24 protein-coding genes are annotated in these 24,701 nt (G+C 71.4%); 14 read left to right on the top strand and 10 right to left on the bottom strand.

The genetic code is table 11. From position 1 onward, the window contains the following. The first annotated feature begins 9 nt into the window (after positions 1 to 9). From ACYQ8Q_RS14800 to ACYQ8Q_RS14770, 7 genes are all read left to right on the top strand, one after another. A complete protein-coding gene (locus ACYQ8Q_RS14800) occupies positions 10 to 450 on the top strand; it encodes a hypothetical protein (RefSeq protein WP_460073767.1) in 441 nt (146 codons plus the stop codon). A gap of 545 nt (positions 451 to 995) precedes the next feature. After that, positions 996 to 2,042, top strand: a complete 1,047-nt coding sequence (locus ACYQ8Q_RS14795) for a LacI family DNA-binding transcriptional regulator (protein ID WP_460065173.1) — start codon at positions 996 to 998, stop codon at positions 2,040 to 2,042. 133 nt (positions 2,043 to 2,175) lie between these two features. Further along, positions 2,176 to 3,180 (top strand): ABC transporter substrate-binding protein, encoded by a 1,005-nt coding sequence (locus tag ACYQ8Q_RS14790; protein ID WP_460065172.1) that lies wholly within the window; start codon positions 2,176 to 2,178, stop codon positions 3,178 to 3,180. Between the two features lie 240 nt (positions 3,181 to 3,420). Then, positions 3,421 to 4,977 carry a sugar ABC transporter ATP-binding protein gene (locus ACYQ8Q_RS14785; RefSeq protein WP_460065171.1) on the top strand — a complete coding sequence of 519 codons (1,557 nt, stop codon included), beginning with the start codon at positions 3,421 to 3,423 and terminating at the stop codon, positions 4,975 to 4,977. Beyond that, positions 4,974 to 6,083: an ABC transporter permease gene (locus ACYQ8Q_RS14780; RefSeq protein ID WP_460065169.1), complete on the top strand. Its 1,110-nt coding sequence runs from the start codon at positions 4,974 to 4,976 to the stop codon at positions 6,081 to 6,083. Before ACYQ8Q_RS14785 ends, ACYQ8Q_RS14780 begins: the two co-directional genes overlap by 4 nt. After that, on the top strand, positions 6,083 to 7,108 hold the full coding sequence (gene yjfF, locus ACYQ8Q_RS14775) for a galactofuranose ABC transporter, permease protein YjfF (RefSeq protein WP_460065167.1): 1,026 nt from the start codon (positions 6,083 to 6,085) through the stop codon (positions 7,106 to 7,108). Before ACYQ8Q_RS14780 ends, yjfF begins: the two co-directional genes overlap by 1 nt. Before the next feature lie 68 nt (positions 7,109 to 7,176). After that, entirely contained in the window at positions 7,177 to 7,356 is a 180-nt protein-coding gene (locus tag ACYQ8Q_RS14770; protein WP_460073766.1) for a hypothetical protein, read from the top strand. Positions 7,357 to 7,501: 145 nt separating this feature from the next. On the opposite strand, the gene ACYQ8Q_RS14765 is transcribed toward ACYQ8Q_RS14770, so the two are convergent. Both ACYQ8Q_RS14765 and ACYQ8Q_RS14760 read right to left on the bottom strand, forming a co-directional pair. Further along, entirely contained in the window at positions 7,502 to 8,389 is an 888-nt protein-coding gene (locus ACYQ8Q_RS14765; protein WP_460065164.1) for a prohibitin family protein, read from the bottom strand. A 97-nt stretch (positions 8,390 to 8,486) separates the two neighbouring features. Next, positions 8,487 to 8,939 (bottom strand): MarR family winged helix-turn-helix transcriptional regulator, encoded by a 453-nt coding sequence (locus ACYQ8Q_RS14760; RefSeq protein ID WP_460065163.1) that lies wholly within the window; start codon positions 8,937 to 8,939, stop codon positions 8,487 to 8,489. A 93-nt stretch (positions 8,940 to 9,032) separates the two neighbouring features. Between ACYQ8Q_RS14760 and ACYQ8Q_RS14755 the strand changes: the two genes are divergently transcribed. Then, positions 9,033 to 10,052, top strand: a complete 1,020-nt coding sequence (locus ACYQ8Q_RS14755) for an NADP-dependent oxidoreductase (RefSeq protein ID WP_460065162.1) — start codon at positions 9,033 to 9,035, stop codon at positions 10,050 to 10,052. A gap of 91 nt (positions 10,053 to 10,143) precedes the next feature. On the opposite strand, the gene ACYQ8Q_RS14750 is transcribed toward ACYQ8Q_RS14755, so the two are convergent. After that, positions 10,144 to 11,289 carry a serine hydrolase domain-containing protein gene (locus tag ACYQ8Q_RS14750; protein WP_460065160.1) on the bottom strand — a complete coding sequence of 382 codons (1,146 nt, stop codon included), beginning with the start codon at positions 11,287 to 11,289 and terminating at the stop codon, positions 10,144 to 10,146. A 191-nt stretch (positions 11,290 to 11,480) separates the two neighbouring features. On the opposite strand from ACYQ8Q_RS14750, the gene ACYQ8Q_RS14745 reads away from it, so the two are divergent. From ACYQ8Q_RS14745 to ACYQ8Q_RS14730, 4 genes are read left to right on the top strand one after another with little or no spacing between them, the layout of a single operon-like run. Next, positions 11,481 to 12,191, top strand: coding sequence for a hypothetical protein (locus tag ACYQ8Q_RS14745; protein ID WP_460065159.1), 711 nt, complete (start codon positions 11,481 to 11,483; stop codon positions 12,189 to 12,191). Positions 12,192 to 12,249: 58 nt separating this feature from the next. Continuing rightward, positions 12,250 to 13,035 carry an EI24 domain-containing protein gene (locus tag ACYQ8Q_RS14740; protein ID WP_460065158.1) on the top strand — a complete coding sequence of 262 codons (786 nt, stop codon included), beginning with the start codon at positions 12,250 to 12,252 and terminating at the stop codon, positions 13,033 to 13,035. Then, positions 13,032 to 13,646: a LysE family translocator gene (locus tag ACYQ8Q_RS14735; RefSeq protein ID WP_460065157.1), complete on the top strand. Its 615-nt coding sequence runs from the start codon at positions 13,032 to 13,034 to the stop codon at positions 13,644 to 13,646. Before ACYQ8Q_RS14740 ends, ACYQ8Q_RS14735 begins: the two co-directional genes overlap by 4 nt. A 5-nt stretch (positions 13,647 to 13,651) precedes the next feature. Continuing rightward, complete coding sequence (locus tag ACYQ8Q_RS14730) at positions 13,652 to 14,815, top strand: winged helix DNA-binding domain-containing protein (protein ID WP_460065156.1); 1,164 nt, start codon at positions 13,652 to 13,654, stop codon at positions 14,813 to 14,815. Here the strand turns inward: ACYQ8Q_RS14730 and ACYQ8Q_RS14725 are convergent. Continuing rightward, the gene (locus ACYQ8Q_RS14725; RefSeq protein ID WP_460065154.1) at positions 14,789 to 16,024 is read right to left on the bottom strand and encodes a pyroglutamyl-peptidase I; all 1,236 of its coding nucleotides are present in this window, start codon (positions 16,022 to 16,024) and stop codon (positions 14,789 to 14,791) included. The two genes, ACYQ8Q_RS14730 and ACYQ8Q_RS14725, sit on opposite strands and share 27 nt — an antisense overlap. A gap of 30 nt (positions 16,025 to 16,054) precedes the next feature. Then, positions 16,055 to 16,645: a TetR/AcrR family transcriptional regulator gene (locus ACYQ8Q_RS14720; RefSeq protein WP_460065153.1), complete on the bottom strand. Its 591-nt coding sequence runs from the start codon at positions 16,643 to 16,645 to the stop codon at positions 16,055 to 16,057. Between the two features lie 106 nt (positions 16,646 to 16,751). Between ACYQ8Q_RS14720 and ACYQ8Q_RS14715 the strand changes: the two genes are divergently transcribed. Further along, positions 16,752 to 19,166: a beta-glucosidase family protein gene (locus ACYQ8Q_RS14715; protein ID WP_460065152.1), complete on the top strand. Its 2,415-nt coding sequence runs from the start codon at positions 16,752 to 16,754 to the stop codon at positions 19,164 to 19,166. A gap of 80 nt (positions 19,167 to 19,246) precedes the next feature. Here the strand turns inward: ACYQ8Q_RS14715 and ACYQ8Q_RS14710 are convergent, their stop codons facing one another. Both ACYQ8Q_RS14710 and ACYQ8Q_RS14705 read right to left on the bottom strand, forming a co-directional pair. Beyond that, positions 19,247 to 20,224, bottom strand: a complete 978-nt coding sequence (locus tag ACYQ8Q_RS14710; RefSeq protein ID WP_460065150.1) for an aldose epimerase family protein — start codon at positions 20,222 to 20,224, stop codon at positions 19,247 to 19,249. A 15-nt stretch (positions 20,225 to 20,239) separates the two neighbouring features. Continuing rightward, on the bottom strand, positions 20,240 to 21,130 hold the full coding sequence (locus ACYQ8Q_RS14705) for an SGNH/GDSL hydrolase family protein (protein ID WP_460065148.1): 891 nt from the start codon (positions 21,128 to 21,130) through the stop codon (positions 20,240 to 20,242). A gap of 309 nt (positions 21,131 to 21,439) precedes the next feature. Between ACYQ8Q_RS14705 and ACYQ8Q_RS14700 the strand changes: the two genes are divergently transcribed. Further along, entirely contained in the window at positions 21,440 to 21,934 is a 495-nt protein-coding gene (locus tag ACYQ8Q_RS14700; protein ID WP_460065146.1) for a DUF3145 domain-containing protein, read from the top strand. Between the two features lie 66 nt (positions 21,935 to 22,000). On the opposite strand, the gene ACYQ8Q_RS14695 is transcribed toward ACYQ8Q_RS14700, so the two are convergent. The 3 genes from ACYQ8Q_RS14695 to ACYQ8Q_RS14685 all read right to left on the bottom strand — a co-directional run bounded on the left by ACYQ8Q_RS14695 (position 22,001) and on the right by ACYQ8Q_RS14685 (position 24,694). Then, complete coding sequence (locus ACYQ8Q_RS14695; RefSeq protein WP_460065144.1) at positions 22,001 to 23,281, bottom strand: beta-ketoacyl-[acyl-carrier-protein] synthase family protein; 1,281 nt, start codon at positions 23,279 to 23,281, stop codon at positions 22,001 to 22,003. A gap of 80 nt (positions 23,282 to 23,361) precedes the next feature. Continuing rightward, complete coding sequence (locus ACYQ8Q_RS14690; protein ID WP_030040115.1) at positions 23,362 to 23,610, bottom strand: acyl carrier protein; 249 nt, start codon at positions 23,608 to 23,610, stop codon at positions 23,362 to 23,364. 82 nt (positions 23,611 to 23,692) lie between these two features. Then, positions 23,693 to 24,694, bottom strand: coding sequence for a beta-ketoacyl-ACP synthase 3 (locus ACYQ8Q_RS14685; RefSeq protein WP_460065141.1), 1,002 nt, complete (start codon positions 24,692 to 24,694; stop codon positions 23,693 to 23,695). Between the last annotated feature and the right edge of the window lie 7 nt (positions 24,695 to 24,701).

The raw sequence follows: 24,701 nt of genomic DNA, 5'->3' as shown, positions 1-24,701 counted from the left end.
AGGCGCACGGTGCTGATCACCGCCGGTTTCGTGCTGGCGGCGGGCGGACTGAGCCTGGCCGAACTCGGCGTGGACGCACCGGGGTTCTCCTCGAAGCCGAACCCGGCCGCGGCCGGTGGCGAGTCCTCCGAGGTGGACGAGTCGGTGGAACCGAGCACGTCCGCACAGCCGTTGGACGACCGGGAGGGTACGGGCAAGGGCAGCGCCTCGGCGTCTCCGGGCGCCTCCGCGTCCCCGTCGGCCTCGGAGTCCCCGGACGCGGCGGACACGAGCCGCTCCCCGGACAAGGAAGCCCAGTCGGCGACGGTGCCCGGATCCTCCGGTTCCACCTCCGGTGCGTCGACCCCCTCCGGCTCCACCCCGACCGCCGCCCCGACGGCCTCGGACCCGTCCTCCCCCGAACCCTCCCCCTCGGAGACCTGCACCCGCTTCCTGTGGTGGTGTTCCTAGGGCAGGCCGCCCCCGTCAACACACGGCTCACGCAACCCACTTGCGCGACCCCCTGCTCGCCCACCGGTGCCTGCCGTCGGCCCCCTCGGGTCCGATCCGTCCAACATGCCCTGACAGCAACCGACTTGCCCGCGCCTCGCCCGCTCGCCGGGCGGGCCTGGCCGGGCGTTCCCGGAACCTCGCCCTCCGCCACCCTCCCCATGGCTCAACTTCGCTGGTGTGAGCGGTGGTTGAGGGATCCTTGGACGGGTGTCCAAGCAAGTCCCGTCACCTGCCGCGTTATTCAACCGTGACGACGTTCCGTTGCAGCCCTCTTGACCGCCATGAATTGTTAGCGCTCACAATGACGTCCGCATTCACCGGTCGGCGTCCAGCGCCAGCGTGGGAGGTATGAGCGTCGTGCCCGTAGTGCCCCAACTCGTCAGTCCCAGCGGTGCTGTTGGGCGCACGGACAGCGCGGAGTGAAACCGGCCGCGCGGAAACCACCGCCCCCGACCACCCCGACCAAGGACTTATCCGCAGACAACCGCCAAGGAGGTGCGGCCATGTCACCAGCGCAGCTGCGGCCGCCCACCATGGCCGACGTGGCACGCCAGGCCGGCGTGTCCCACCAGACCGTCTCCCGCGTCCTGGGGGACCACCCCAACGTGCGGGAGGAGACCCGGGCCAGGGTGCTCCGCGTGATCGAGGAGATGGGCTACCGCCGTAACTCCTCGGCCCGGGCCCTGGCCACCCGCCGCACCCGGACGCTCGGCGTCGTCGCCTCCGACACCACCCTGTACGGCCCGGCCAGCACCCTGTTCGCGCTGGAGGAGGCGGCGCGCGCCGAGGGCTACCTCGTCTCCACGGTCAGTCTGCGCGAACTGACCATGGCGACCCTGTCCGAGGCCCTGGACCACCTCAGCGACGGCGGGGTCGAGGGGGTCGTCGCCATCGCCCCGCAGCGGTCGGCGGTGGACGCCCTCGCCGAACTCCGCAGCCCCTTCCCGGTGGTGGTCGTGGGCAGCGGGCAGGGCGTGGACATTCCCGGTGTCAGCGTGGACCAGCATCTGGGAGCACGCCTGGCCACCCGGCATCTGCTGGCCGCCGGACACCGCAGGGTCTGGCATCTCGCCGGACCCGAGGACTGGCTGGAGGCGGCCGACCGGGCCGCCGGCTGGCGGGCCACCCTGGAGGCGGCGGACATCGAACCGCCCCTGCTGCTGCGCGGCGACTGGAGCCCGCTGTCCGGCTACCGCGCCGGGCAGGAGCTGGCCGGCTGGGTGGGCCGGGGCCTGACCGCCGTCTTCGTCGCCAACGACCAGATGGCGCTGGGGGTGCTGCGGGCGCTGCGCGAGGCCGGTGTGCGGACCCCGCAGGACGTCGCGGTGGTCGGCTTCGACGACATCCCGGAGTCGGAGTTCTTCGCACCGCCCCTGACCACCGTCCGGCAGGACTTCTCGGCGGTCGGGAAGCAGGGCATCGCCCTGCTCCTGGAGATGATCGAGGGCCGGTCGCCCGCCACCCCGTCCCCGATCGCGATCGAGCCCCAACTCGTCGTGCGCGCGAGTACGTTCCCGCACGCCGCGCAACCCGAAGGTGTGCCCCTCTGACGGATCCGTAGGCCTCTCTGCCCCTCAGCGCGGCCGAAATACCGAACGATGATCGACAGGCTGGACGCAGTGCGGCCGGTCCCCGAGTACCAGCAGGTCCGTCCCCCGGGCCGGCTCTTCAAAGGAGAAGAACATGCTCAGCAGAAGGAACTTCCTCACCGCGGCGGTCGGCGTGGCGGCGGCGGGCGGCCTGGCGGCCTGCGCGAAGAAGGACGACAGCTCTTCCGGCTCGTCCTCCGGGGGCAGCAAGACGATCACGCTCGGCTTCTCCCAGGTCGGCGCCGAGAGCGGCTGGCGCAGCGCCAACACCACCTCGGTGAAGGACGCGGCCAAGGAGGCCGGCTACACCCTCAAGTTCTCCGACGCCCAGCAGAAGCAGGAGAACCAGATCTCCGCGATCCGCAGCTACATCGCCCAGAAGGTGGACGTCATCGCCTTCTCGCCGGTGGTCGTCACCGGCTGGGACGCGGTGCTCAAGGAGGCCAAGGCCGCGAAGATCCCGGTGGTCCTCACCGACCGCTCGGTGGAGACCTCCGACGACTCCCTCTACGTCACCCTGGTCGGCTCCGACTTCACCGACGAGGGCCGCCGCGCCGCCAAGATGCTGGCGACGGTCGTCGAGAAGGCCGGCCTCAAGGGCACGGTGAAGATCGCCCAGCTGGAGGGCACCACCGGCGCCGCCCCGGCCATCGAGCGCGCCAAGGGCTTCAAGGAGGTCATGGACGCCGACCACGCCGACGACTGGAAGATCGTCGTCAGCCAGACCGGTGACTTCACCCGCGCCGGCGGCAAGCAGGTCATGGCGGCCTTCCTGCAGTCCAACCCGGACATCAACGTCCTCTTCGCGCACAACGACGACATGGCCATCGGCGCCATCCAGTCCATCGAGGCGGCCGGCAAGAAGCCCGGCAAGGACATCCTGATCGTCTCGATCGACGGCGTGAAGGACGGCTTCGTGGCCATGTCCGAGGGCAAGATCAACGGCATCGTCGAGTGCAACCCGCTGCTCGGCCCCCAGCTGATGGACGTCGTCAAGAAGGTCCACGACGGGGAGACGGTCGAGCGCTGGATCAAGACCAAGGAAGGCGACTTCCTCCAGGACCAGGCCAAGACCGAGCTCCCGAACCGCAAGTACTGACCGACGGCACCCACCGGCGGGGAGCCTCCGGCCGACCGAAACTTCGGTCGGCCGGGCCCTGCGGGCCTGCAGCGGGCTCTCTCTCACGAGGAGCGCTGCCGTGACTCCGCCCCGGGTGAGGGGCTTCCAGCCGAAAAGGCCGCGGTCCAGCCCGAACCGGCCCCTTGCGGGGCGCAATCACGCAAACACGCAATGAATTCCCCCGCCGGGCAAGTCGGCGGTTCCCTCACAAGGAGAGGTATGGCAGAGCCGCGGCCCGTCCTGGAAATGGCGGGCATAGTCAAGGAGTTCCCGGGGGTACGGGCTCTGTCGGGCGTCGACTTCCGGCTCTTCCCCGGCGAGATCCACGCCCTGATGGGCGAGAACGGCGCGGGCAAGTCCACCCTGATCAAGGTGCTGACGGGGGTCTACTCCCTGGACGGCGGCACGATCACGCTGGACGGCGGGTCCGTGCGGTTCGCCAGCCCGTTGCAGGCCCAGCAGGCCGGCATCAGCACCGTCTACCAGGAGGTCAACCTCTGCCCCAACCTGTCGGTGGCGGAGAACATCTTCATCGGCCGGGAGCCGACCCGCATGGGCCGTATCCAGTGGAAGCGGCTGCGCCAGGAGGCGGCCCGGCTGGTGGACCGGCTCGGCCTCGACATCGACGTCACCGCCCCGCTGTCCTCGTACCCGCTGGCGGTGCAGCAACTGGTCGCGATCGTACGGTCGTTGGGGATCGGCGACGGTGAGGGTGACGGGGCGGGAACCGGCGGCGGGCCGGGCACCAAGGTGCTCATCCTCGACGAGCCGACCTCCAGCCTCGACCGCGACGAGGTCCTCCAGCTCTTCGCCCTGATGCGGCGGCTGAAGGACGAGGGCGTGGCGATCCTGTTCGTCTCGCACTTCCTCGACCAGATCTACGAGGTCTGCGACCGGATGACGGTCCTGCGCAACGGCACCCTCGTCGGCGAGCACCTGGTGAGCGACCTCGACCAGGTCGGCCTCGTCCAGCTGATGCTCGGCAAGGCCATGGACCAGCTGGAGGAGCTCCACGAGCACCAGCTGCACTCCACCGCGGGCGAGACCCTGCTGAAGGCGGACGGACTCGGCCGCACCGGCAGCATCGCCCCCTTCGACCTGGAGATCGACAAGGGCGAGGTGGTCGGACTCGCCGGACTGCTCGGCTCGGGCCGCACCGAACTCGCCCGGCTGCTCTTCGGCGCCGACCACCCCGACAGCGGCACGGTCACCGTCGACGGCAAGCAGGTCTCGCTCAGCGCCCCGAACGGCGCGATCGGCGCCGGGGTCGCCTTCTGCTCCGAGAACCGCAAGACCGAGGGGCTGGTGCCCGACCTGACGGTCCGGGAGAACATCATCCTGGCCCTCCAGGCCGCCCGCGGCTGGACCCGGCCCGTCCCGGCCGCCCAGCGCGACGAGCTGGTCGCCAAGTACATCCAGGCCCTCGACATCCGCCCCGCCAACCCCGAGGCGCGGGTCGGCCAGCTCAGCGGCGGCAACCAGCAGAAGGTGTTGCTGGCCCGCTGGCTGATCACCCAGCCCAAGCTGCTGATCCTCGACGAGCCCACCCGCGGCATCGACATCGGCGCCAAGGCGGAGATCCAGAAACTCGTCGTCTCGCTCTCCGAGGACGGCATGTCCGTGCTGTACATCGCCGCCGAGCTGGAGGAGGTGCTCCGGCTCAGCCACACCATCGGAGTGCTGCGCGACCGCCGGCTGGTGGCGCGGATCGCCAACGGGCCCGAGATCACCACCAGCAAGATCCTCGAGACCATCGCGAGCGGAGAACACCAGTGACCACCACCTCCCGCTGGCGAGCACTGACACATCACCAGCTGTTCTGGCCGGTCGCGGTCCTGATCCTGCTGCTGCTCGTCAACGTCCCGTTCACCCCCGACTTCTTCTCGGTCAAGATGACGGACGGCCACCTCTACGGCAGCCTCGTCTCGATCGTCCTGTTCGGCTCGCCCCTCATCCTGGTCGCGGTCGGCATGACCCTGGTCATCGCCACCGGCGGCATCGACCTCTCCGTCGGTGCCGTGGTCGCCATCACCGGGGCGCTGACCTGCTCCTACATCAGCGACCAGGCCGACCAGGGCGCCCTGGCCGGGGTGCTCCTCGCGATGGGCCTCGGTCTGCTGGCCGCGGTCGTCTGCGGTCTGTGGAACGGCTTCCTGGTCGCCCGGATGGGCATCCAGCCGATCATCGCCACGCTGATCATCATGGTCGCCGGACGCGGTGTCGCCCAGTTCATCACCGACGGCCAGATCATCACCATCAACAGCGAGCCGTACAAGCTGATCGGCGGCGGCTACTGGCTGACGCTGCCCTTCTCCATCTTCGTCGTCGCCGTGGTCGTGGCGATCACCGTGGCGCTGACCCGCCGTACCGCCCTCGGCCTGCTCGTCGAGTCGGTCGGCGGCAACGCCGAGGCCAGCCGGCTGGTCGGCATCAGGTCCGCCCGCATCAAGATCATGGTGTACGTCTTCTGCGCGCTGTGCGCCGGTATCGCGGGCCTGATGATCAGCTCCAACACCTCCGCCGCCGACGGCAACAACGCCGGCCTGTGGATCGAGCTCGACGCGATCCTCGCCGTGGTGATCGGCGGCACCTCGCTGCTGGGCGGTCGGTTCTCCATCGGCGGCACGGTGGTCGGCGCCCTGGTCATCCAGACCCTGACCACCACGATCTACACCATCGGCGTCCCCACCCAGACCAACCTGGTCTTCAAGGCCGCCGTCGTCATCGTCGTCTGTCTGCTCCAGTCCCCGAAGTTCCGCGCCAAGGTCTTCGGCGCGAAGTTCGGCGCGAGGTTCGGTGCCAAGGGCGGCGCCCGGCCGGCCGCCGCCCCGGCCGACCCCGCCTCGCCCGCCGACGCCGCTCCCAAGATGGAGGTGTCGTGATGACCACGACCACCCAGAGCCCCCAGGCCGCCCCGGACAGCCGTACGCCGTCCAGGGCCGCGCGGCTGCTCGCCGACCGGCGCCTGCCCGTCGCGGCCACGGCCCTGCTCTTCCTCGTCATGTACGGCGTGGGCCTGGGCCGCTACCAGTTCTACGGGTTCGCCGAACCCCAGGTCTTCCTGAACCTGTTCATCGACAACGGCTACCTCCTGGTCGCCGCGGTCGGTGTCACCTTCGTCATCCTGTCCGGCGGCATCGACCTGTCCGTCGGCTCGATGATCGGCTTCACCACGATGTTCACGGCCTGGCTGGTGGAGCGCCAGGGGCTGCCGCTCGCCCTCGTGATCCCCCTGGCGCTGGCCGTGGGCGCGTTCGGCGGCTTCCTGATGGGCTATGTGATCCACAACTTCGAGATCCAGCCCTTCATCGTGACCCTCGCCGGCCTCTTCCTCTTCCGCGGCCTGTGCCTGGTCATCAGCAAGGAGTCGATCTCCATCAGCGACTCCGGGGTCAGCAGCATGGCGCAGGCGCAGGTGCAGCTGGGCATGGGCTTCCTGTCGATCGGCGCGGTCGTCTCGCTGGTGGTCCTCGCGATCGCGTTCTACGTCCTGCACTACACCCGCTTCGGGCGCCGGGTGTACGCCATCGGCGGCAACGAGCAGTCGGCCCTGCTGATGGGTCTCCCGCAGGGCGGCACCAAGATCGCGGTGTACACGGTGAGCGGCTTCTGCTCGGCGCTCGCCGGCTTGCTCTTCACCCTCTACATCCAGTCCGGCGACCCGCTGCACGCGACCGGCATGGAACTCGACGCGATCGCCGCGGTCGTCATCGGCGGCACCCTGCTGACCGGCGGCTCCGGCTATGTCCTGGGCACCCTGTTCGGTGTCCTCGTCCTCGGTCTGATCAAGAGCCTCATCCAGTTCGAGGGCACCCTCAGCTCCTGGTGGACCAAGATCGCCACGGGTGTGCTGCTCTGCGCGTTCATCCTGATCCAGCGCTTCATGACGACCCGTAAGAAGTCCTGACCCCCAGGAACCGCCCACCACACGCAGGCGTGTAGAACGGCAGTGCCCATCCGAAGAAGGAGCGCCCCGTGATGCTGCTCGCCCTGTCCGTCATCCTCCTCCTCACCGTCGGAGGATGCGCCTGCGTCTGGTGGGCGGCGCGCGGCGGCCCCCGCTGGACCCGAGCGATCGCCACCGCGACCCTCGCGGCCGGCGAGCTGGCCCGCAAGGCGAGCATCAAGAGCAACAAGACGGGCCAGGACGACTAGGGCGTGTTGCGAAAGTCCCGTCGTCCGCCTAGGGCCCTGAAGGGGCGCGGGGCTGTATCGATCTGCGGCTCCGCCGCGTGGGCGCGACCTGCCACGACGGACCGGCAGGCGAACGACGGGCCATCGCGGCAGCTCCACCGACCGCTCAGTTCTTCCCGTTGTCCACGATCACCGGCGTCCCGTTCGAGTCCGTACCGCACGGGACCGCGTACACCGGGTTGGCCTTGGCGGCCTCCTTGTAGGCCTCCAGGCACTGGTTGTAGAGGACCTTGTCGCTCAGCGAGCGCTCGATGATCTTGTTGGCGGCGGCGATGCCCTCCGCCTCGATGCGCTTGCGCTCCGCCTCCGCCTTGGCCGTGCGCGCCGCCTCCAGGGAACGCTCGGTGGCCTGCTCCTGCTGGATCTTCTTGTCGATCTGCTGCTGGAGCTCCTTCGACGGCTTCACATTGCGCAGATTGACGGTGGTGACGTCGATCCCGCGCGGCGCCAGCCGCTCCTTGATCGCGGCGGCGATCTCCGAGCCGATCTGCTCACGGGCGGAGGCGTAGCCCTCCTCGCTGGTGTGCTTGGCGAAGACGTTGCGGATGATCTCGCGGCTGTCCGGCAGCACGAGCCGCGCCTGCACGGCCTCCGAGCTACCCGCCAGCCGGTACAGCTCGACCGCCTTCGACGGCACCACGGCCCATTTGACGGTGACGTCCACGTCCAGCACCCCGCCCTCCGAGGAGCGGACCTCGACCACGTCCTTGTCGTACAGGTTGAGATCCACCGGACGGGTGGAGAAGGATGTGACGTCGGTGAACGGCGACTTGAACTGGATGCCGGACTTCATGGGCGAGCCGACCTTGCCGAAGGTCACCGGCACGCCGACCTCGTAGGCGCTCACCACGTGCACGCACGAGAACACGCCGAACAGTACGCCCCCCACGGCGCCGAGCGCCGCCCCGATCTTCCACCCGGCGGCGCTCTGGCTGCGACCGACGAAGAACAGCACGACCGCCGCTATGAGCAGCAGTATGGACAGTACGAACACAGGAATCCCCCCTTGGACGCGAAGCCGCATCGTAAGGGGCGTGGTGCACGGACCGTAACGGGTCCGGACCCTCGGTCGTCAGGGATTCACCGTGATGTCAGACGCCGTTCGCCTCGGCCGCCAGCATCCGCCGCAGCAGCCCCCGCAGCACCACCCGCTCCTCCTCGGCGAGCCCGGCCAGTGGCTCGCGCGCGAAGCGCAGGGACTCGCGCAGGCCCTTGGCGACGCTGCGCCCCTCCTCCGTCGCCGCGGCCAGCTTCACCCGGCGGTCGGCCGGGTCCGGCCGGCGCTCGACCAGGCCGCGGGACTCCAGGCGGTCGACGATGCCGGTGACGTTCGAAGGCTCGCACTTCAGCTTCTGGGCCAGCTTGCGCATGGGGAGCGGTTCGAGGGAGAGCAGGCTGAGCAGCCGGGCCTGGGCGCCGGTGAGGGTGTGGTCGGAGGCCGCCTCCTCGTAGTCCTCGTAGAAGCGGGCCACGACCTCGCCGATGAGCTCGACGACCTCCAGCGTGAGGGCGTCGGGCAGGGGGGTCCTGGGTGAGGTGGCCATGGATCCGAGGATACCTCTTTACTTGACAACATGAAATATTCAGGCGCATGGTTGTTTCAGGTAGTGAAGCATTTGATGTGAAAGGCGCCCCCCATGACTGACTCCGCCCTCCCCGCCACCGGCCGCGAATGGCGTCTGCTCAGCCGTCCCGTCGGCTGGCCGAAGCCCGAGGACTTCGAACTGGCCGAGGCGGAGATCCGGCAGCCCGGCCCCGGCCAGGTGCTCGTGCGCAACGCGTACGTCTCCGTCGACCCGTACATGCGCGGCCGGATGAGCGCCGCGAAGTCGTACGTCGCCCCCTTCGAGCTGGGCAAGGCCCTGCAGGGCGGGGCCGTCGGCGAGGTCGTCGCCTCCGCCGCCGAGGGGATCGCCGTCGGCGACCACGTCCTGCACTTCGGCGGCTGGCGCGAGTACGCCACCTTCGACGCGGCCCAGGCCGTCAAGGTCGACCCCGAGGCCGCGCCGCTCTCCACCTACCTCGGCGTCCTCGGCATGACCGGCCTCACCGCCTACGCCGGCCTGCTGCGCACCGGCGCCTTCAAGGAGGGCGACTCCGTCTTCGTGTCGGGCGCCGCGGGTGCCGTCGGCAGCCAGGTCGGCCAGATCGCCAAGCTCAAGGGCGCCTCCCGGGTCATCGGCTCGGCCGGCTCGGACGACAAGGTCAAGCTCCTCGTCGAGGAGTACGGCTTCGACGCCGCCTTCAACTACAAGAACGGCCCCGTCGCCGAGCAGCTGCGCGCCGCCGCCCCCGGCGGCGTCGACGTCTACTTCGACAACGTCGGCGGCGACCACCTCGAGGCCGCCATCGGCTCCCTCAACGAGCGCGGCCGGATCGTGATCTGCGGCATGATCTCCGTCTACAACAACACCGAGGCCGCCCCCGGCCCGAAGAACCTCGCCCGTCTCATCCAGACCCGCGGCCGTATCGAGGGCTTCCTGGTCGGCGACCACTACGACCTCCAGCCGGAGTTCGTCCGCGAGGTCGGCGGCTGGATCCGCTCCGGCGAGCTGAAGTACCGCGAGACCGTCGTCGAGGGCATCGAGAACAACCTGGAGGCGTTCCTCGGGGTCCTGCGCGGCGACAACACCGGAAAGATGATCGTCAAGCTCTGAGCGTGACGTAGCTCCGGCACCCGTCGTTGCGTACGACGAAGGCCGCACCCTTGGACGTGGGGTGCGGCCTTCGCCCTGCGCCGGAGCCGGATCACCCGGTGAGCGCCGCCCGGTGCACGGCCGCCGCCAGCCGGTCGTTCTCCGGCGCGGGCCCGCCCGGGAACGCGATCCGGCGCCGGGTGTACCCGTAGGCCAGCCCGCTGCGCGGATCCGCGAAGGCCTGACTGCCCCCGGCCCCGCCGTGCCCGAACGTCCCGGCGCCCAGGAACGGGTGGTAGACGTCCGCGGTCGCCTGGAAGCCGAGCCCGTACGCCCGGTGCCCGCGGGACACCAGGTCGTACCCGACCGAGTGCAGCTGCCCGAACTCCGCCGCCGTGTCCTCCTTCAGCAGCGGCGCCTTCCCCTCCCGCTCGCTGATCGCCGCCGCGTACAGCCCCGCGAGACCGCGCGCCGAGGCCACCCCGCCCACCGAGGCCGGACCCTTGGCCCGCACCAGCGGGTCGTTGGGCAGCGCCTCCAGGTCGGTCGGCTCGGCGGTGTGCCGGTTGAAGGCGATCGAGGCGAGCGTGTGCGGTCCACCCGACTCGGCGTCGAGCAGCGCCCGCTGCTCGGCCGTGGGGGCCATCGGCAAGGTGGTGCGGAACCTCGGCTCGTGCGCGGCCGGCAGTCCCAGGAAGAAGTCCAGCCCGTACGGGGCGCGCACCCGCTCCTCGTACACCTCCTGGAGCGTTCGGCCGGTGGCCCGCCGGACGACCTCGCCCGTGAGCGCTCCGATGACCAGCCCGTGGTAGCCGAACGCGGTGCCCGGACGCCAGAACGGCCGCTGGTCGGCCAGGCGTTCGGCGATCTGCCGGTCGTCGGCCAGCTCCTGCCAGGAGAACCCGGTGTCGGTGCCCACCACCCCGGCCCGGTGCGCGATCAGCTCCCGCAGGGTCAGCTGGCCCTTGCCCTCGGCCGCGAACTCCGGCCAGTAGTAGGTCACCTTGCGGTCCAGCTCCAGTGTGCCGTCCTGGACCAGCAGGGCGACCACCAGATGGGCCGCGCCCTTGGTGGACGAGAACACGCCGTACAGGGCGTCGGCCTCGCCCCCCGCCCAGAGGTCGACGACCCGCCGTCCGTGCACATACGCGCACAACTGGCCCTCGTAGTCCGGCTGTTCCTCCGCCACGAACGCGCTGAACTCTTCCCGCACCGCTTCGAAACCGTCGGCCACGGTGCCGTGGATCTCCCTGGTCATCCGCTTCTCCTCGCACTCAGCCGCCTCTGGAGATCGGTACGGCGAGGCGTGCCCGATCGACTCAACTGCACGGATGCGGTCTTGGTGTCACCGATGCCCCGGATGGCCCATGACGGACGCCCGCAGCGGGCATGCTGGGGGCGGCGGGCATGCGACACGGCCTGGGGGCGATGTGCGAGGCGAGGAGAGCCATGGCGACGATCCCTTCCCTCCCCAGCAGGGGAGATGTGCTGCGTCTGGCCCGCGGCACGACCGAGGCGACCGGCCACCTTCTGGACACCGCGGGCAACCTCACCCGGATCGCCCTCAACACCCTGGACCCGAGGGACGGTTCGGGCGCCCAGGCGCTGCGGGTGCTGCGGCGCACCACGGCCGAACTGGCCGAGGCCAGCGCCTCGCCCGGGGCCCAGGAGGCCTTCTACCGCCTTATCGAGACCCTGACCCGGCTCGGCACCAGTGGCGCACCCCTGGCCGGACACCCGGTGGGCGAACCGGCCCGGCAGTTGCTGACGGCGCTCGGCGACAGCCTGGTCCCGGCGCTGGACGCGATGGAACCGGCCGTACGGGAGTTCACCGCGGCCCTGTCCGAACTGATCGCCGCGGGCTCCCCGCTCGTCCCGGCGGGCGCCGGTCTCACCGCGGGCGCCCTGCTCGCCCTGGCCCCGTTCCTGCGGGCCGCGGCGGAGGTCCTGCGCGACGCCTCCCCGGAACTCCGCCGCACCGCGGACGCCCTGACCGCGTCCCTGGCACCGCTGCTGCCCGCCCAGACGGCCCTCGCGCAGCGCGCGGCGACGGCCGGGGCGGACGTCGTCCGGGCCACCCTGCCCGCCCTCCTCACCGCCGCCGCCCGAGCCGGCCACCTCGCCGCCCGGGCGACGACACCCCGACTCCCGGCGGGATGAGCGGGTGCCCGCCCCGCACGCCCCGGGACGCGGGGGACACGGCCGATAGAGTGCGGCCATGCGAGATCTCGGGGTGGGTTTTCAGTATCTGGTGGAGGGCCAGCGGTGGGTGGCCCGCAACGGCAGGCAGTACGGATTCGGCCTGCTGCCGGGGCTGATCACGCTGGTGCTGTATCTGGCGGCGCTCGTCGCGCTCGCCGTGTGGGGCGCGGACTTCGTGGCCTGGGCGACGCCCTTCGCGGACGACTGGTCCAGCCCCTGGCCCGGTCTCTTCCGGGGCTTCCTCCTCGTCGTGCTGTTCGCCCTCGGCCTGCTGCTCGCCGTCCTCACCTTCACCGCCGTCACCCTGCTCATCGGCCAGCCCTTCTACGAGAGCCTCTCCGAGGCCGTCGACCGGGACGTGTCCCCCGACGGCAGCGCCCCCGAGTCCGGGCTGCCGCTCTGGCGCGAGCTGTGGATCTCCGCCCGGGACAGTCTGCGCATCCTGGTGCGCGCCGGGGTGTGGGGCATCCTGCTGTTCGGCCTGGGCTTCGTCCCCTTCGTCGGACAGACCGTCGTCCCCGTGATCGGCTTCTTCGTCACCGGCTTCTTCCTCACCGAGGAACTCACCGCCGTCGCGCTCCAGCGCCGTACCGTCGACCTGCGCGCCCGCCTCGCCCTGCTCCGCTCCCGCAAGACCCTGGTCTGGGGCTTCGGCACCCCGCTGGGCCTGGCCTTCCTGGTCCCCGTCGTCGCGGTGTTCCTGATGCCGGGCGCGGTCGCGGGCGCCACCCTCATGGCCCGCGACCTGCTCGGCGAGGAGATCCGCGACGGGGACAGCGAGCCCGAGGAGCTGACCGCGTGAACCAGACCCTCGCCGTCGCCCTCATCACGGTCCTGGCCGTCATCGCCCCCGGCGCCGACTTCGCGATGATCGTCCGCAACAGCTACCTCCACGGCCGCCGCACCGGACTCCTCGCGGCCACCGGGGTCGCCGCCGGCGTCCTCGTCCACGTCACTTACACCATGCTCGGCGTGGGCCTGCTGATCGCGTCCTCCACCGCCCTGTTCACCGTCATCAAGCTGATCGGCGCGGCCTACCTGGTGTACATCGGCGTCCGCACCTTCCGCACCCGCGGCGAGGTCGAGATCGACCTGAGCGGCGGCACGGAGCTGACCCCGCTCGCCGCCCTGCGCACCGGCTTCCTCACCAACGTCCTCAACCCGAAGACGACCCTCTTCGTCGTCTCCACGTTCTCCCAGGTCGTCAGCCCCGGCACACCGGTCGTCCAGCAGGTGGGCTACGGGCTGTTCATGGCCCTGGCCCATCTGCTGTGGTTCGGGGTCGTCGCCGTGTTCTTCTCCCAGGAACGGATGCGCACCCTGATGCTCCGCGCCCAGAAGGTCCTCAACAAGGTCGTCGGCTCCGTCCTGGCCGGCCTCGGCGTGAGCCTCGCGCTCGCCCCGTCCCACTGACCGCCGTGCCGCCCCTCGGCCCCGGCGAGCTCAACCGCGCCACCCTGGCCCGCCAGCTCCTCCTGCGCCGCGAGGCGCTGCCGGTGCCCGAGGCCGTCCACCGGGTCGTCGCCCTCCAGGCGCAGCACCCCGCGTCCCCGTACCTCGCCCTCTGGAACCGGGTGGCCGGGTTCCGGCCGGACGACCTCGACGAGGCGTTCGCCTCCGGCACGGTGGTCAAGGCGACGCTGATGCGGATCACGCTCCACGCCGTCCACGCCGACGACCACCGCGCCTTCCGCGGCGCGATGCAGCAGACGCTGTACGGCTCCCGCCTCGGCGCCCGGTTCGCGGTGTCCGGGCTCACCCCGGCCGACGCGGAGCGCATCGTCCCGGACCTGCTGGAGTTCGCCCGGCGGCAGCGCACCACCGCGGAGATCCAGACCTGGCTGGCGGAAAACCTCGGCCCGGAGCACAAGGACGCCGCCTGGTGGGGTCTGAAGGCCTACGCCCCGCTGCTGCACGCCCCCGCCGGCACCCCCTGGTCCTTCGGCGCCCGCGCCTCCTTCGTCGCCGCCCCGCCCGGCCCGCCGCTGTCCGGCCGTACCCCCGAGCCGGACTCGCTGCGCGCCCTGATCCTCCGCTACCTGGCCGCGTTCGGCCCGGCGACCGTCGCGGACATCGCCCAGTTCGCCCTGATCCAGCGGGCCCCCGTCCGCGCGGCCCTCGACACGCTCGACGACGGCCGGCTGGTCCGCCTCACCGGCGCCGACGGCGCCCTCCTCCTGGACGTCCCCGGAGCCCCGCGCCCGCCCGCCGACACCCCGGCCCCGCCCCGCCTGCTGGGGATGTGGGACAGCGTCCTGCTGGCCTACGCCGACCGCTCCCGGGTGATCCCCCCGGAGTACCGCCGCCTCGTCACCCGCGTCAACGGGGACGTCCTGCCCACCCTCCTCGTGGACGGCAGGGTGGCCGGGGTGTGGCGGGCCACCGCGGCGGGCGTGGAGGCGAGCGCGTTCCATCCGCTGCCCGCCGAGGTCTGGGAGGCGCTGTCGGCCGAGGCCGGCTCCCTGACCGCGCTCCTGGCCGGCCGCGGCGACCCGGACGTCTACGCCCGCCACACGCACTGGTGGGCCAAGCTCCCGCCCGCCGCCGAGACGCGCCTACTCCGCGCCGACGGCCACGGCTAGGACCGCCCGCACCTGGGCGACGATGTCCAGCCGGTTGCGTACGAACTCCGGGTCGGTCACCTCGGTGGTGTTGCCGGCGGCGAACTGGAGCACCGGCGTGTGGAGATGGCCGCCCGGCAGGGTGTCGTGCAGCCCCAGCCGGTCGCGCAGCAGGGTCGCGCGGTAGGCGATCTCGTTGGAGAGGTAGTTCCCGCCGCCCCCGGCCCGTGCGGTGGAGCCGGCGGTCGGGCCGTCCGGCCGGACGACGGGCTCGGTGGCCCCCGCCGGGATCTCGGTCACGGCCGTGTTGTCGTACACCGGGAAACGGCCGGTGTCCGCCCCGACGATCGCCGCGTACGGCAGGGTCGTCGTCGTCCACTGCGGCTGCGAGGCCGGGTCGGTCACCGGGACGGTCTCCGTGCGGCCGATGTTCTCGTTGTCCGGGAAGCCGCCCCGCCAGGCCCCGTTGGTGCGCTCCACGTCGAAGCGCCCGACCCGGCCCTGGCTGACCGTCGTGAACAGATCGACGTACGGCAGATACGGCCGCAGCGTCCGCTCCACCGTGCCCTGCGCGAAGTCCTGCCAGCGCACCGGGAACACGGCCGTCTCCACCCGGGCGGGCCCGTCCGCCGTCTCGATCACCGTGCCGTCCAGCGCGAGGGCGCTCGCGCCGGAGGGGTTGGAGATCCGGATGTCCCGGTCCAGGGTGAACGGGTCGAAGCCGGTGACCAGGACCCGCTTGAGGCCCTTCGTGCGCTGGGGGTACCGGATGTCGGTCTGGCCGCGCGAGGTGCGCTCCACCGCGTCCAGCAGCCTGGTCCGTTGGGCCTCGGTGAGTCCGAACCGCGCTTCCCAGGTGCGCACTTCACGCGTCATGCCCAGCCGCGCCCAGTACAGCGGCCGGTCGTCGTCCCGGCTCAGGTCGCCGCCCGCGGGGCCGCGTCCCTGCACCCGGTCGACGGCCCGCCGCCACAGGGCGGTGCCCTCGCGCACGACGATCCGGCGGGCCTGGGCGTAGGAGTGCGCGCGGTCGAGGGCGCGGGCCAACTCCGGTGCCACGGAGTCGAATCCGGACCGTCCGAGGATCTCCTGCGGTACGGCCTGTGCCAGCCGCTGTTCCTCGACGGTGGGGGAGGGGACCGCGGCGGAGGCGGTCGCGGTCGTGGACGCGGTCAGGCCGGCGAGCAGGGCCAGACCGAGGAAGCCATGGCGAACACGTAAGGAATTCACGGGAGTTGTATATCCCTCTGACCCCTCATGTCACGCCTGCGGCGTTGCTTCCTCGCCCAGCAGTCGCAGGAAGTCCCGGAACGCGGCCGCCATGTCCACCGACCCGGGGTCCAGCAGCCACTGGTACTGGAGCCCGTCCATGACCGCCACCAGCAGGGGCGCCGTGCGCTCGGGCGTGAGCCCGTTCGGCAGACGGTCGCCGTACTGGGCGCGCAGGGCCTGCGCCATGGTCTGCCGTACGCCCGTGTACCGCTCGGTGAAGTACTCCCGCGCCGGATGCCCCTCCGTCACGCTCTCGCCGAGCAGCGCCGAGAAGGTCTGGATGATCCCGGGCCGCATCGCGTTGTAGTCGACGAGCGAGGTCAGCAGATCGACCCGCCACGGGGTGTCCGGCACCGCGTCCCACTGGTCGCGTTCCTTCAGGACGGCCACCAGCAGCGCCTCCTTGGTGGGGAAGTGGTGCAGCAGCCCCTGCTGGGTCAGCCCGACCCGCTCGGCCACGGCCGCCAGACTCGCCCCCCGGTAACCGCGCTCGGCGATCACCTCCAGGGCCGCCCGGACGATCTCGGCCCGCCGCTCCTCGCTCCTGGTTCTGGCGCTCATGCCGTCACGGTACGGCATCCGAGCGGCGAAAGATAACAGCGAAGTAACGAAACCTACCGTTCTACAGGTAACCGATGCACGATGGGGACAGCGCACCGCACGCACTCAACGAGGAGGCACCGCCATGGCGGGAACGGAACAGGCCGTCGAGGCGGCCCTCGGCAAGCTCGACCTGGACGCCAAGACCCGGCTGCTGGCCGGACAGGACATGTGGTCACTGCCCGAGCTGCCGGAGATCGGCCTGAAGTCGCTCGTCATGTCCGACGGCCCGATCGGCGTCCGGGGCGTGCGCTGGACCGCCGACGACCCGTCCGTCGCCCTGCCCTCACCGACCGCCCTCGCCGCCACCTGGGACCCGGAGCTCGCCCGCCGCGCGGGCGTCCTGCTCGCCCAGGAGGCCCGCCGCAAGGGCGTCCACGTGCTGCTCGCCCCCACCGTCAACCTGCACCGCTCCCCGCTCGGCGGCCGCCACTTCGAGGCCTACAGCGAGGACCCCTACCTGACGGGCCGGATCGGCACCGGGTACGTCAAGGGCGTCCAGGAGGGCGGCGTCGGCACCACCGTCAAGCACTACGTCGCCAACGACGCCGAGACCGACCGCTTCACCGTGAACAACCTGGTCGGCGAGCGTGCCCTGCGCGAGCTGTACCTCGCCCCCTTCGAGGCCATCGTCGAGAACGCCCACCCGTGGGGCATCATGACCGCCTACAACACGGTCAACGGCACCACCATGACCGAGCACCACCACCTGGTGAACGAGGTCCTGCGCGGCGAATGGGGCTTCGACGGCTACAACGTCTCCGACTGGATGGCGGCCCGCGACACCGTCGGCGCGCTGCGCGGCGGCCTCGACGTCGCCATGCCCGGCCCGCAGACCGTCTACGGCGAGGCCCTCGCCCAGGCGGTCCGCGACGGCAAGGTGGCGGAGTCCGAGGTCGACGAGGCCGTCCGCCGCGTGCTCCGCCTGGCCGCCCGGGTCGGTGTCCTCGCCGACGCCGAGCCCGCCGTCACCGAACTTCCCGAGCCCGTCGACGGCGAGGCCCTGGCCCGCGAGCTGGCCGGCCGCTCCTTCGTCCTGCTCCGCAACGAACGCGCCGCGCTGCCCCTGAAGCCCGGCACCGTCGCCCTCATCGGCGCCGCCGCCCGCGACGCCCGGGTCCTCGGCGGCGGCTCCGCCACCGTCTTCCCGGCCCGGATCGTCTCCCCGCTCGACGGCCTCACCGCCGCCCTCCCCGAGGGCACCGTCACCTACGCCGTCGGCGCCGACCCCACCACCGAACTCGCCGTCGCCGACAAGGGCTTCACGCTCCGGGCGATCTGCCGGGACACCGAGGGGAACGTCCTCGGCACCGGCTCCGCCCCCAACGGCCAGATCCAGTGGATGGGCACCGACCTCCCCGAGGGCGTCACCCACGACACCCTCCACACCGTCGAGCTGACCGGCACCTTCACCCCGCGCGAGAGCGGCCCGCACTCCTTCGGCGTCAAGGGCACCGGCGCCTTCACCCTCACCGTCGCCGGGACGACGTACTTCGACGGCCCCCAGCTGCCCGCCGACGACGGCGACCCCTTCGAGGCCTTCTTCGGCGCCCCCGTGCCGCACGCCCGCGTGGACCTGACCGCCGGCGAACCGGTCGAGGTCTCCCTCACCTATGTCTTCGCCCTCCCCGACGAGATCCCCTTCAAGGTCGTCGCCTTCGCCCTCGCCCACCAGGAGCCGCAGCGCGGCGAGGACGAGCTGATCGCCGAGGCCGTCGAGGCCGCCCGCGCCGCCGACACCGCGGTCGTCGTGGTCGCCACCACCGACCGCGTCGAGTCCGAGGGCTTCGACCGCAAGGACCTCGCCCTCCCCGGCCGCCAGGACGACCTGGTCCGCGCGGTCGCCGCCGCCAACCCGAACACCGTGGTGGTCGTCAACTCCGGCTCCCCGGTCGAACTGCCCTGGCGCGAGGAGGTCGCCGCCGTGCTGCTCACCTGGTTCCCCGGCCAGGAGGGCGGCGCGGCCCTCGCCGACGTCCTCACCGGCGCCCGCGAGCCCGGCGGCCGCCTCCCCACCACCTGGGGCTCCCTCACCGACGCCCCGGTCACCCGGGTCACCCCGGCCGACGGCGAACTGCCGTACACCGAGGACCTCTTCATCGGCTACCGCGCCTGGGACAGGGAGGGCAGGACCCCCACGTACCCCTTCGGCCACGGCCTCGGCTACACCGACTGGGCCTACGAGTCCGTCGAGGTCGCCGGTACGACGGTCACGGTGCGGCTGCGCAACACCGGTGAGCGGGCCGGCCGCGAGGTCGTCCAGGTGTACCTGGCGCCCAGCGAGCCCGGCCCCGACCGCCCCGCCCGCCGGCTCGCCGGATTCGCCGCCGTCGAGGCCGGACCGGGGGAGAACGCCGAGGTCACCGTGGAGATCCCGCAGCGCGCCTTCGAGGTCTGGGACGAGGCCGACCACCGGTGGTTCTTTGTGAAGGGTTCGTACGAAATCCAGGTGGGTAGGTCCATCGCGGACCGCAGGATCACCGCGACGACTAACGTCTGAGGCGGGTACTCCTCACCCCATGAACAGCCCCGGCCCGGGACCTGACCCCTGGGCCGGGGCTATTTCTCACCGGACGCCTCTCACCGGACGCCGAACCCGTACACCGTCTCCGACCGGTACACCTCACCCGGCCGCAGCACGGTCGTGGGGAACTCCGGGCGGTTCGGCGAGTCCGGGAAGTGCTGGGTCTCCAGCGCGATCCCCCGGCACGGCGCGAACGGCTCGCCCAGGTGGTCCGCGGTGTACACCTGGATGCCCGGCTCGGTCGTCGACACCGTCAGCACCCGCCCGCTCGCCGGATCGTGCAGCTCCGCCACCTCCTGCGCCACGGCCGTGACGCCCTTGTCCAGCACGAAGTTGTGGTCGTAGCCGGAGCCGGTCTTGCGGGCCGTACGGAAGTCGAAGCGGGTGCCCGCCACCTCCGCGAGCTCCCCGGTCGGGATCAGATCCGCGTCCACCGGGGTGTACCGCGCGGCGGCCAGCCGCAGTTCATGGCCCCCGGCGTCCCCGCTGTCCGGCCCGCCCAGATTGAAGTAGCTGTGGTTGGTCAGGTTCACCACCGTCGGCGCGTCCGTGACCGCCTCGTACCCGAGCCGCAGCGCCCCCGACGCGTCCAGCGTGTACGTCGCCGAGACCTCCAGCCGCCCCGGGAAGCCCTCCTCGCCGTGCGGGCTCACCCGGCTCAGCCTGAGCCCGTGCTCGACCGGCTCCACCTCCCACACCCGCTTGTCGAAGCCGCGCGGACCGCCGTGCAGCGAGTTGGGCGCGTTGTTGGGCTCCAGCGCGTACGTCAGCCCGTCCAGCGGGAAGCGGGCGCCGGCGATCCGGTTCGCGTACCGGCCGACCAGGGCGCCCAGGAATGGCTCGGGGTGGGAGAGATAGCCGTCCAGGTCCGCGAACCCCAGCACCACGTCCGCCGTCCGCCCGTCCCGGTCGGGGACGTCCACGGACTGCACGATCCCGCCGTACGACAGCACCCGCACCCGGGTGCCCGCCCGCTCCAGTGTCCAGCGGTGTACCGGGGTGCCATCGGAAAGTGTTCCGAAGTGTTCGCTCATGGTCGGAACACTAAGTCACATGACCCGCGCGGTGACTTTTCGGTAGGCGATCTCCGCGAGCCGCGCCTGCCCGTCCCTGCTCGGATGGAACCAGTCCCAATGACTCAACTGATCCGTCCCGAACCGGAAGTCGTACACCGCGCCGCCGTCGAACCGGCACCGCGCGTCCTTCGCGCAGACCTCCTCCAGCACCCGGTTGTAGTCCTCCACCCGCCGCTGCACGGTGTCCCGCCGCGCGGTCGCCGCCGCGTCCAGCGCGTCCGCGTCGCCCAGCATCGAGGGGCAGATGCCCAGCTTCCAGATCTGCTTGCCCAGCGCGTTGGTCCGCCCCTGCGACCACAGCCGCTTCAGGTTCGGCACGCTCGCCACATACACCTGCGCCTTCGGCAGCGACCGGCGCAGCGTGCGCAGCGCCTCCTCGAACTCCGCCCGGAAGTCCGCCACCGGCGTCATCGCCGCCGTCGACTCCCGGCAGGCGTCGTTCGCCCCCGCCATCACCGTCACGAGCTGCGGTTTCTCCGCCGCCGCACGGGTCATCTGGTCCGCCACATCCGCCATCCTGGCCCCGGTCACCGCGTAGTTCCAGCTGTGCGTGGCCGCCTTCGAAGCACCCAGCAGCCGGACCGCGAGACTGTCGACCTCGGCGCTCGCCCCCGTCGCCCAGGACACCTCAGGGCAGTCCTGGAGGACCGTACAGGCGTCGAAGCCACGGGTGATGGAGTCGCCCACCGCCGCCATCGACGCCGGGCTCGTGTCCCACAACGGCGCCTGGGCCGCCCTCGCCTTCCTTGCCCCCGTGTCCCCCGAGCCGCCGCCCCCGCCCAGCACGTCACAGCCGGCCAGCCCCAGGACGGCCGCGCCGGTGACGGCCAGCACCGCCCGCACCCGCCGGTTTCGCATCCGCATCCCCTGGTGATCCCCTCGCTGCTCGGACGGGCGGCCCCACCCATGACAGGCCCCACCCATGACAACGCACAGGAGTTCCCGCGCGCCCGGACCGTGCGCCGGGACCGGGACACAACAGGACCCACAAGATGGAACGCTTCACACCCGTACAGGCGTCCTGCCGAGTGAAAGGCGGACGTTCACGGCACCGGGACCGACGGTACGTCACACTCCTTGCGCCGCCGCACGGTAGCCTCGCCATCAACGCGGCTGCCCCGACACCGCCGCCCTGCCCGCCTGCAAGATGTCCCGCTCTGCCCGGAGGTCCCGGTGACGACACGTGGAGTTCTGTACGTGCACTCCGCGCCGCGCGCGCTCTGCCCGCACGTCGAGTGGGCCATCGCCGGGGTGCTCGGCACGCGCGTCAACCTCGACTGGATCCGGCAGCCCGCCGCGCCCGGCACCTGGCGCTCGGAGTTCTCCTTCAAGGGCGAGGCCGGCACCGCCTCCAAGCTCGCCTCCGCGCTGCGCGGCTGGCAGATGCTCCGCTTCGAGGTGACCGCCGAACCCTGCGCCACCGCCGAGGGCGAGCGCTACAGCTGCACCCCCGACCTCGGCATCTTCCACGCCGTCACCGGCATCCACGGCGACATCCTCATCCCCGAGGACCGGCTGCGCGCGGCCCTGCTGCGCAGCCGGCGCGGCGAGACCGACCTCGAGGCCGAACTCGCCAAACTCCTCGGCAAGCCCTGGGACGACGAACTGGAACCGTTCAGACACGCGGGCGAGGGAGCCCCGGTCCGCTGGCTGCACCAGGTCGTCTGAGACGTGAACGCGTGAAGGGCCCCCACCTCTCGAGGCGGGGGCCCTTCACCTGCGTAGGGACGTCTCTCAGACCGTCCGGAACGCCAGCACCACGTTGTGCCCGCCGAAGCCGAACGAGTCGTTCAGCGCGGCGATACGGCCCTCCACGGGCAGCTTGCGGGCCTCGCCGCGGACGATGTCCGCGTTGGCCTCGGCCTCGGGGTCGAGGTTCTCGACGTTGATCGTCGGCGGCGCCACCCGGTGGTACAGGGCGAGCACGGTCGCGACGGTCTCGACACCGCCCGCGCCACCGAGCAGATGCCCGGTCATCGACTTGGTCGCCGAGACGGCCATGTGGTCGGCGTCGTCGCCGAAGACCTTGCGCAGCGCCTTCAGTTCGGCGATGTCACCGGCCGGCGTCGAGGTCGCGTGCGCGTTGACGTGCACGATCTCCGCCGGGTCCAGGTCGGTGCGCTCCAGCAGGTTCTGCAGGGCGTGCGAGATGCCGCGGCCCTCCGGCTCCGGCTGCACGATGTCGTGGGCGTCGGCGGAGATGCCCTGCCCGACGGCCTCGGCGTACACCCGGGCCCCGCGCTTCGCCGCGTGCTCCGCGGACTCCAGGACGACGACACCGGCGCCCTCGCCCAGCACGAAGCCGTCGCGGGCCACGTCGTAGGGACGGGAGGCACCCTGCGGGTCCTCGTTGTTCTTGGACATCGCCATCATGTTGCCGAACGCGGCGATGGGCAGCGGGTGGATCGCCGCCTCGGTACCACCGGCGACGACGACGTCGGCGCGGCCGGTACGGATCATCTCGATGGCGTAGCCGATGGCCTCGGCGCCCGACGCGCAGGCGGAGACCGGGGTGTGCACGCCGGCGCGGGCGCCCACGAGCAGACCGACGTTGGCGGACGGGCTGTTCGGCATCAGCATCGGCACGGTGTGCGGGGAGACCCGGCGGACGCCCTTCTCCTTCAGCACGTCGTACTGGTCGAGGAGGGTGGTGACACCGCCGATGCCGGAGGCGATGACCGCGCCGAGCCGGTCGGGGTCGACCTTGCCGTCACCGCCGTCCTCGCCGGCCTTGCCGGTGAAACCGGCGTCCTTCCAGGCCTCCTGAGCCGCGATCAGCGCGAACTGCGCCGAGCGGTCCAGCTTGCGGGCCTGCGGGCGCGGGATGACCTCGAGGGGCTCCACGGCGACCGGGGCCGCGATCCGGACGGCCTGGTCGGCCGCCCACTCCTGCTCCAGGACCTTGACACCGGACTTGCCGGCGACCAGGCCCTCCCAGGTAGAGGCTGCGTCGCCACCCAGCGGTGTGGTTGCGCCGATACCGGTGACGACCACGGTGCGATTGGTCGGGCTCACGGATTCTTTCTCCAACGTTACGAGGATTCAGCGGCGCCACCGCCGGGTGGCGGGGCAGTTCAGCCCAGAGGATCGGAAGATCAGCCCTGGTGCTTGAGGATGTACTCGGTCGCGTCGCCGACCGTCTTGAGGTTCTTGACGTCCTCGTCCGGGATCTTGACGTCGAAGCGCTCTTCGGCGGCGACGACGACCTCGACCATGGACAGCGAGTCGACGTCCAGGTCGTCGGTGAAGGACTTGTCCAGCTGGACGTCCTCAACCGGGATGCCGGCGATCTCGTTCACGATGTCGGCGAGACCGGCGACGATCTCTTCCTGAGTGGCGGCCATGATGGCGCTCCTTCGTTGTGTTCCAGAGGGTGTGGCAGTGGTGCTTTTCCGCGACCGGATCGCATGATCCGGCACGGAGTGCCTAGGGGAGGGTAACGACAGTCGCGGCGTAGACGAGACCCGCCCCGAAACCGATGACGAGCGCGGTGTCGCCGCTCTTCGCCTCACCGGTCGCCAGGAGCCGCTCCATCGCGAGCGGGATCGAGGCGGCCGAGGTGTTGCCGGTGGTGCGCACGTCACGGGCGACCATGACGGACTCCGGCAGCTTGAGAGTCTTGACCATCGAGTCGATGATCCGCTCGTTGGCCTGGTGCGGGATGAAGACGTCCAGCTCGTCGGCGGTGATGCCGGCGGCCTCCAGCGCCTCCTTGGCGACCTTGGCCATCTCGAAGACGGCCCAGCGGAAGACCGCCTGGCCCTCCTGCGTGATCGCGGGGAACTTCGCCACGTCACCGTCGCGGTAGTCCGTCCACGGCACGGTCTGCTTGATGGTCTCCGACTTGTCGCCCTCGGAACCCCACACCGTCGGCCCGATCGCCGGCTCGGTGGAAGGACCGACGACGACCGCGCCGGCGCCGTCGCCGAACAGGAAGGCCGTGGCCCGGTCCTCCAGGTCGGTCAGATCGCTCAGCCGCTCCACGCCGATGACGAGGACGTACTCGGCGGAGCCCTCGACGACCATGCCCTTGGCGAGCGTCAGGCCGTAGCCGAAGCCCGCGCAGCCGGCCGAGATGTCGAAGGCGGCGGCCTTGTCGGTGCCGAGCTTGTCGGCGATCTCGGTCGCGACGGCCGGCGTCTGCTTGAAGTGCGAGACGGTCGACACGACCACGGCGCCGACCTGCTCGGCGGTGATCCCGGCGTCGGCGATCGCCTTGCCGGCCGCCTCGACCGACATGGCGGCGACGGTCTCCTCGTCGTTCGCCCAGTGCCGGGTCTCGATGCCCGAGCGCGAGCGGATCCACTCGTCGGAGGAGTCGATCGTCTCCAGGATGACCTCGTTGGGCACGACCCGGGTGGGCCGGTAGCCGCCGACGCCGAGGATGCGCGCGTACGGATGGCCCTTGCTGGGCCTGATCTTCGCCATCAGGGCT

This window comes from Streptomyces sp. YKOK-I1, from assembly GCF_054660435.1.
This window is presented reverse-complemented; position numbering and strand designations above follow the sequence as displayed.

Excerpts from the sequence above, each read along its gene's own strand:
- ACYQ8Q_RS14785 (WP_460065171.1), top strand. The coding sequence starts at position 3,421 with ATGGCAGAGCCGCGGCCCGTCCTGGAAATGGCGGGCATAGTCAAGGAG.
- ACYQ8Q_RS14760 (WP_460065163.1), bottom strand. The coding sequence starts at position 8,939 with ATGGCCACCTCACCCAGGACCCCCCTGCCCGACGCCCTCACGCTGGAG.
- ACYQ8Q_RS14715 (WP_460065152.1), top strand. The coding sequence starts at position 16,752 with ATGGCGGGAACGGAACAGGCCGTCGAGGCGGCCCTCGGCAAGCTCGAC.
- ACYQ8Q_RS14745 (WP_460065159.1), top strand. The coding sequence starts at position 11,481 with ATGGCGACGATCCCTTCCCTCCCCAGCAGGGGAGATGTGCTGCGTCTG.
- ACYQ8Q_RS14710 (WP_460065150.1), bottom strand. The coding sequence starts at position 20,224 with ATGAGCGAACACTTCGGAACACTTTCCGATGGCACCCCGGTACACCGC.
- ACYQ8Q_RS14740 (WP_460065158.1), top strand. The coding sequence starts at position 12,250 with ATGCGAGATCTCGGGGTGGGTTTTCAGTATCTGGTGGAGGGCCAGCGG.
- ACYQ8Q_RS14685 (WP_460065141.1), bottom strand. The coding sequence starts at position 24,694 with ATGGCGAAGATCAGGCCCAGCAAGGGCCATCCGTACGCGCGCATCCTC.
- ACYQ8Q_RS14750 (WP_460065160.1), bottom strand. The coding sequence starts at position 11,289 with ATGACCAGGGAGATCCACGGCACCGTGGCCGACGGTTTCGAAGCGGTG.
- ACYQ8Q_RS14795 (WP_460065173.1), top strand. The coding sequence starts at position 996 with ATGTCACCAGCGCAGCTGCGGCCGCCCACCATGGCCGACGTGGCACGC.
- ACYQ8Q_RS14720 (WP_460065153.1), bottom strand. The coding sequence starts at position 16,645 with ATGCCGTACCGTGACGGCATGAGCGCCAGAACCAGGAGCGAGGAGCGG.
- ACYQ8Q_RS14790 (WP_460065172.1), top strand. The coding sequence starts at position 2,176 with ATGCTCAGCAGAAGGAACTTCCTCACCGCGGCGGTCGGCGTGGCGGCG.
- ACYQ8Q_RS14755 (WP_460065162.1), top strand. The coding sequence starts at position 9,033 with ATGACTGACTCCGCCCTCCCCGCCACCGGCCGCGAATGGCGTCTGCTC.
- ACYQ8Q_RS14705 (WP_460065148.1), bottom strand. The coding sequence starts at position 21,130 with ATGCGGATGCGAAACCGGCGGGTGCGGGCGGTGCTGGCCGTCACCGGC.
- yjfF (WP_460065167.1), top strand. The coding sequence starts at position 6,083 with ATGACCACGACCACCCAGAGCCCCCAGGCCGCCCCGGACAGCCGTACG.
- ACYQ8Q_RS14690 (WP_030040115.1), bottom strand. The coding sequence starts at position 23,610 with ATGGCCGCCACTCAGGAAGAGATCGTCGCCGGTCTCGCCGACATCGTG.